At 60.9% G+C, this 5,376-nt stretch carries 2 protein-coding genes and 1 pseudogene; 1 reads left to right on the top strand and 2 read right to left on the bottom strand.

Translation table 11 applies throughout. The features are described 5' to 3' along the window. Nucleotides 1-104: 104 nt before the first annotated feature. Nucleotides 105-3,320 (bottom strand): adenylate/guanylate cyclase domain-containing protein, encoded by a 3,216-nt coding sequence (locus QJT78_RS48010; protein ID WP_038952878.1) that lies wholly within the window; start codon nt 3,318-3,320, stop codon nt 105-107. Nucleotides 3,321-3,657: 337 nt separating this feature from the next. Between QJT78_RS48010 and QJT78_RS48015 the strand changes: the two genes are divergently transcribed. Beyond that, nucleotides 3,658-4,404 carry a C13 family peptidase gene (locus tag QJT78_RS48015; protein ID WP_028154682.1) on the top strand — a complete coding sequence of 249 codons (747 nt, stop codon included), beginning with the start codon at nt 3,658-3,660 and terminating at the stop codon, nt 4,402-4,404. Between the two features lie 560 nt (nt 4,405-4,964). Here QJT78_RS48015 and QJT78_RS48020 read toward each other — a convergent pair. After that, nucleotides 4,965-5,376: pseudogene (locus QJT78_RS48020) on the bottom strand (hypothetical protein); the annotation flags it as partial.

Raw genomic sequence — 5,376 nt, forward strand, 5'->3', positions numbered from 1 at the left:
TCAACGCATACAACGACAGAGCCGAGCCCTTCGTCTGGACCAAGAAAAAGGTCCGTCAACGCCGTTTCAAAGGCCGCCGTATCACTCAGCTCTGATTCCGGGTACTAGTTCAACACTCTCACCAGATCATCAGCCTCGCGCAGATCGCGGGAAGTTTCCGCACATGCGAATTTCGCCCGGATCGATATTAGCAGGTCTCGTGCCTCAGTGCGTCCGGATGCGCTCTCGCCTGCGCTGACCAGGCGCGCGATGCTGATCGCCGTGCGCAATTCCCAACCGACCGCCCCGAGCTTCCTGGCAGAGGCAAGCGAGCGCTTGAACAAGCGCATCGCGGCCCGGTCGTCCCGCGATGGATCGCGACACAGCAGCGAGCCGTGGATCCGGTAAATCTCGGGAGCAGCCCAGCGCTCGCCGGTTTGCTTCACCAGGGCCTCAGCCGAGGCAGCGAAGTTTCGAGCCCTGCCCATCTGCCCGATCCGTCCGAATTCCGTGGCAAGCAGAATTCGATAGAGCGGCATCTGGATGCACCGGTTCTCGGGGGGAAGCTTATCGAGCAGGCCGCATAGCTGCTCGAGCACGTCCGGCGCGGGGCCTCGTGCCGCCAACGCTGCGGTTGCCCACAATGGACCGATGACCCGGTACATCGGATAGCCATACTCGTCAGCGACCTTCAGACCACGCTTCACGCTGGCAAGGTTCTCCGCAAGGTCACCCTCATACCAGTGATCGGCGACGCCGAGAATGGAGGCAAAAGCCACCATGAACGGATGTCCGATCTCGTTCGCAAGCTGCCGCGCCGTCACGCAGCACTCTCTGGCCCGGCCGGGCCGGCCCAACAGCCATTCAATGTGTCCGGAATAGACGAGCGATACAATCAATGGATCATGCTGATAGGTCTGGACCAGCTTGCCGTGCTCGCGCGGATTGTAGCGAGCGCTGACCAGAGCCGCGAGCTCACTCGCCTGCTGCAAACGACCGAGGAAGAAATTGGCGATCACGGCGGCGGTGTAGGCCATGAGGGCGGCCTCGTCGTTGCGCCACTCTTCCGCACGCCGGACGAAATTTTCCGCGTGTTCGAGGCCCTTGGCGAGCTCGCAGTTGACCAGCTTGGCTATGGTACTTCCCCACAGCACCGTCGCCTTTTCGCGAATGGTGCCATGGCTCGCACAAAGCTCGAGTGCACGACTGTAGGGGCCATAGACGTTCGGGTCGGACCATCCGGCGTTGGCCGTGTACGCCATCGCCAGATTGGATTGCAGTCCGATTTCAGCCTCGAAGCGCCGTGGCGACGCCGGCATCTTGGATATCAGCGAGAGGCCTTCGCGAAGGTGAGCCACGGCTTCCTTGGTGGCAGATCTGCGCAGCGCGGATTTGCCAGCCTGGAGCAAGGCCTCGATCGCCTCCGGAATGTTGCCTGCGCGCGCATAATGATAGCCTAATACCGCCGGCTGGCCGCTTTCTTCAATGGAGGCTTCCTGGAGCAGCCACGATGCCACGCGCGCATGGAGTTCACGCCTTTCCTCCATGAGCAACGAGGAGTAGGCGACTTCCTGTATCATCGCATGTTTGAACGTGAAGACCTCGCCTTGAGGTTCCTTGCCGCGATACACGATCCCCGCTCTCTCGAGAGCTCGCAACGCCTGTGGCAGCGTTTGGCTCTTATCCGGAAACACGTTGAAAATGCCTTCATAGTCGAAACGCCTTCCGAAAACGGAGGCGATCTGGGCGACGCGCTTGGCAGGACCGAGACGATCAAGACGCTCCATCAGGGAATCGTGAATACTTGACGGCACCAGGGGTTCCGGCAACTTCGGCGCAGGGCTTTCGGCGGCCAGCGGGACCGCTCCGGCATCGACGACGGCCCGCGTGAACTCCTCGACAAAGAGTGGCACCCCGTCGGTCCTTTCCACGATCTGGCTGGTAATCTGGCGCGGCACGAAATCGCTGCCCGCGACAGCTGCGACCATCTGCTCGCATTCATGCGCTGCCAGCTTCCGGAGGGGGACCCGTCTAATTGCCGTGCTTGACAACCAGTCGGCCTTGTAATCATCGCGATGCGTGATCAGGACCATGATCCGCTCGTCAGGACAGCGAGCAATCACGCGTACCAGCAGTTCGATGGTGGTCGGGTCCATCCACTGGACGTCCTCGACGATCCCGAGGATCGGCTGCTTGCGCGAGGCCGCGACAAGAGCGTCGACGAACACCTGAAACGCGCGCTCGCGCTCCAGGGGAGATCCGAAATCCGCGGGCTCGTATCCCGCGCATGCGGGAATCGATAACAACGCCCCGTAGTAACGAAGCGCCTGCTTGAGATCGGTGACGGCGCTCGCCAACAGCGATTGCAGTTTTGCCAGCGCGAGTTCCGCGTTGTCGGTCTCGTGGATGCCAGTCGCGCGCATGAGGCGCTCGATTTCTGGGGCAAGCGGCGTGTTGATGTGGAACGGTGAACATTGCAGCGACAGAACATCACGCGGAGACGCACCGAGCGAACTGCGGAACTGGCGGATCAAACGTGACTTGCCGATGCCGGGCTCGCCGGAAATGACGCCAACTTGTCCCGAGCCGGCGAGAGTCTGCTGCCACATCTCGGCAAGTAACGCACTTTCGCTGGTTCGGTTTATCATCGGGGCAAGAGGCGACCTCCGCGCGCGGTCGAACCTGCTTTCGTTTGACCCAAGCGCCTCTGCACGCCAAGCCTCGACCGGCTCCTCCACGCCCTTGAGAGCTTGTCGGCCAAGCGGCGCATAGCTGAAGGTTCTGCGGGTCAGATCGTAAGTGCTCGAGCCGACTACGATACCGTTCTCGCTCGCGAGTCCTTGCAGGCGGGCAGCGACATGCGCCGTACTGCCGAACACTTCCCGTCGATCGGGGGGCTCGCCCGGCACGCTGCCGACGACGACGACCCCGGTGTTGACCCCGATGCGCACGCCGAGGCGAACGAAGCTGCCGTCCGACAGCAGAAACTTGTGTTCCTGGATCGCCGCGGCAATCGCCAAAGAGGCGCGGACCGCGCGCTCAGGATCATTTTCATGGGCTTGCGGGACACCAAAAAATGCGAGCAACCCGTCACCAATCATTCTGGCGATATGACCGCCGTAGTAGCGAATCTGCTCGTCGCAGATATCGCGGTAAGTTCTGATAATCGCGAAGAACTCCTCGGGATCGATCCGCTCGCTCAGGGGTGTCGAACCGACGATGTCGATAAATGTCACTGTGAGCTGGCGGCGTTCGGCATGCGGAGCCTCATTCTCGACATTCGGCGGCCCCTGTGTCCGCTGAAGTCCGCCCAAACGATCGGGCTTCGGCTCGCTGCTCATGACCCACCAAGTTCACTTTCCGCCGTACCTGCCGCGAGGCAAGATAGACGGCGAGCCGCATCCAGTTGACGCTGCCGAGCGGCCCGTGCCCAGGCAGACAGTTCCAGGGATTGAATACCATGTGCTCGCAGTCGTACAGCGCATTTTGCGTCAAACTCTTGAAATGGCATTGCTTCCCAGGCGCACTTTAGGACGGGTCCATGGCCGCGAAGCGTCCCCGACGGGGCCATATCCGAACCAATACCCGTGCCGTTTCGAAGGATGAAAATTCACTGGCTTTCGGCTATTTTGCGTTGAGCCGCAGTTCTGTGGCGGCGATCTCGAATCGAGGTTCGCCATGACCTCCAGGTCCTCGATCAGGCGGCTCGTCGCTCCGCTCGTCGCTTTTTTCCTGACCATCTGGCCGTTGGTTTCGCCGGTACATGCTGTTGAGGACGCCGGAAAGGTTGGCGTGGTGTCCTTTGGCCTGTTCGGCGATCAAGGCGTGTTTAGATCCGAGGCGACCCGCGCAGCTCAGGTCGTAGCCGGCCGTTTCGAGACTGGCCCGATCAACGTGGAGTACAATTCCAAGAAAGGCGGAAATGCAACGATCGAAGCTCTGGCCAGGTCGTTGCAGGCGGCAGCCAACCGCTTGGATACCGAGAAGGATGTTCTCTTTTTGATTCTCACCTCGCATGGCTCTCCTGACGGCCTTGCAATCAAGGCGGGGCGGCTCACAGAAACGCTCACGCCATCTCGTCTCGGCGACATGCTCGCGAGAACAGGTGTGCGGCACAAGGTGGTGGTCATCTCGGCTTGTTATTCAGGGGTTTTTATCCCGCGTCTGGCGAATCCCGACGTGCTGGTCATCACCGCGGCCGATGCCAACCATCCATCGTTCGGCTGTCAGGACAAGGCCAAGTGGACCTATTTCGGCGACGCTTTTTTCAATGTCGCGCTCCGGAAAGCGGTCAGCCTGAAGGATGCGTTTCTCGATGCGCGCTCACTCGTCCGGAAGCGAGAATTGCGGGAGCATTTCGAGCCGTCGAATCCCCTCATGGCAGGCGGCGCAGACGTGCTGCCATTGCTTGTCGCACGCCCTTGAACAACCGGCCGCGAGCGCAGAGGCTATTGCTCGCGGGCGCATCGCCGTTTCCGGTCTACCCCGATAAGCAGACTGTTTGGCGGCCCGCTTAGACTTCGCATTCGGGCCAGGGCCTGACATACAGGTCCATGCTGCTGCATGTGCGCAGATGGCTCAACCAAAAGTGGTTATGTCTCGATCTCGCTCATGAAGATGAATGGAGCTCGATGAGATGTTTCGCATTTTATGGCACAGGTAACCCTTGCGCGCCGGTTTCGCCGAGCGCACTCTTGCGGAGCGTTTTCACAAGAACTGCGGAGGGTGAGACCATGCCACGGGTCAAGCAAGCTTCGAAGCAGAAACGCACAGCCAAAGCCACCACCGTGAAGGCGCTAGGTGCCGCCGGACTGGGTCTTTCGCTGGCGGGTAGTGCATCCGCATCCACAATGCCCGCTGCCGATATCCCGCAATCCAATACCTCGCCAAATCAGCGCTTCTTTCTTGGCGAAGAGGAAATGGCCGACGTCAGTCTGGCCACGTTCCATCTTTTCGATAGAGAAAACTTTGGCAGCGGCGTGCAGCTAGCGCGCGGGTGCGGTGGTTGCGGGTGCGGCCATGGTGGCGGCGGGTGCGGCGGCGGCCGAGGTTGCGGTGGTGGCGGGTTTGTTGGCGTCCGTGGTTGCGGTGGTGGTGGGTTTGTTGGCGTTCGTGGTTGCGGTGGCTTCCGTGGTTGCCGTGGCTTCCGTGGTTGCGGTTGCGGCGGCTGCGGGTTCAGCATTGGGTTCTATGACGACATCGGGTTCGATGACTGGGGGTATGGTGGCTGGGGGTTCGGTGGTTGCGCGGGTTGCTGCGGATCCTGGGGAGCGTGCCGCTTGTGCTAAAGAGCTGGCCCCGCAAATTCGGACAGTAGCTTGAGTGGATTTTCTGCCTGACAGCGGCGAGGATTCTTGCTGCGAATCAGGAGCGAAGATGACGAAGAAGAGCCGCCGG

This window comes from Bradyrhizobium sp. Mp27 (assembly GCF_029953005.1).
Lineage (GTDB): Bacteria > Pseudomonadota > Alphaproteobacteria > Rhizobiales > Xanthobacteraceae > Bradyrhizobium > Bradyrhizobium barranii.

Coding starts and splice junctions, on each gene's coding strand:
- QJT78_RS48010 (WP_038952878.1), bottom strand. CDS start 3,320: ATGAGCAGCGAGCCGAAGCCCGATCGTTTGGGCGGACTTCAGCGGACA.
- QJT78_RS48015 (WP_028154682.1), top strand. CDS start 3,658: ATGACCTCCAGGTCCTCGATCAGGCGGCTCGTCGCTCCGCTCGTCGCT.